General features: G+C 66.5%; 2 protein-coding genes. Both read right to left on the reverse strand.

The window, feature by feature from the left end:
* Positions 1 to 1,256, reverse strand: a 1,256-nt coding sequence (locus ACT53T_RS04410; protein WP_476160282.1) for a DUF2793 domain-containing protein, incomplete at its 3' end; no start/stop codon positions are given.
* 37 nt (positions 1,257 to 1,293) lie between these two features.
* On the reverse strand, positions 1,294 to 1,578 hold a 285-nt coding region (locus ACT53T_RS04415; RefSeq protein WP_476160283.1), incomplete at its 5' end, for a hypothetical protein.

Genomic DNA, 1,578 nt, shown 5'->3' on the forward strand with positions numbered 1-1,578 from the left:
GCATTCGGCCTCACGGCGCCGAGGATTCTCCCGGCGCTGTCGACAACGCCCCACAAATAGCCCGAGATCGACGCGACCGAACCGTCGAAATTCGCGCCGCCGATCCCGCCGACCGTCAGCTTTTGGCGGCCCAAAACGTCATAGCTCTCGACGAGGCCGGAGCCAGGCGTCACGAATTTCCCGGACCATCTCGCCGCCGCGTCGCATCCGGCCAGCACGCGCCCCAATGCGTCCACAACGCCATAGATAAATCCGCTCGCGCTCGTATAGCTCGTGTCCAGCGTCTTGCCGGGGCCGCCGGCCGGGACGGAAAATTGATAAGAAGCGACGCCGGAATTGTTGAGATAGACGTCCGACGCCATGCCGGAATAGGCGGACGGCCGCACGGTGAAATATGCGCCGGAGGCGACGTCGGAAAGGCCTGCGGAGACGCTCGAGTAGTAAGGCGCGACGCGCAGCTTCAGCGCGATGAATTGCGCGATCAGCACGTCGATGGAAAGATCGCTGATCCAAGGCCAACCGCCCGCGCCATCCGAACGGTAGACGCCATTGCGATCGGCGGAGCCGCCGGCGTCGGCCGTCGTCGATTCATCGCCGCCCGTGCTGGCGTAAGTGACGCTCGTCGGGCTCGGGACGCTCGCGACCGTCACACGGCCATTGTAGCCGGAGCCGGAGAGTCCGCGCTGATTATAGTGCTCGCCGACGCTCAACCCGTGCGCAGCCGCATAGACGATTGTCGCGACATTGGAGGCGCGGGCGCGCGAGACGGTCGTCCCGATCACATCGGCGTAGACATGCGCCTCCTTGTCGGCCGGCGCTGTCGTGATCGTCGCCAGCTCGCTCAGCAGCGCCTTTGCGATGGCCGCGCCCGTAAGCAGCTTCCAGGCCGCGCCATCATAGCCATAGAGCTCGACCTCATCGAGCACGAAGGCCGTGTAGCCGGCGGTCGGCGCGGTAAAGACATAGGTGGAGCCGGAATATTCCGCGACCTTTCCAGTCTGCCCGGCGAACGCGCCCGTGCCGCCCGGCGGCACGATCCATTTTTGTCCCGCGCTCGGGCTCGCCGGCGGCGTCGCGACCGTGCGCGACTGGACGCCGGCGACGGGCGCCGAATAGCGCGCGAGGATCTCTGACGCGATGGCGGGGCCAATCCCACGAATGTCGGATTTGGCGGGCTCGTGCGCGCCGGAGGCGGCGACGCCATCGGTCTCATAATCGCGGTAGATGGTCGCGAAGAGTGCGGCGAGATCGGTCATGAGGCGGGGCTTTCCCTTGGTCGCGCGGGCGCGATCGTCAGAAGGTCGAGATGGTGAGGAAGGAGGAGGCGGAAGGATTGCCCGGGTTGCCGCCCGTCGAGACCAGCCAGCACTGGACCTCGAAACGCTGCGGCGTGCCGGTGACGCCGGTTATGGCCGGCGAGGTCGCGGAGTAGAGCGAGAGAGACGAGTAGTTCGACCAGATCGTCCAAGAGCCGTCGCCGAGCGGCGCGCTTGTCGAGACATCGACGGGCCGCGAGCGAAAGCGCGTGTAGCTCGACGTGTCGCCATTGGTCGGCGCCGAGGCGCCGCCGTCAAAATG

The sequence above is a fragment of the Methylosinus sp. DMC45 genome (assembly GCF_056313885.1).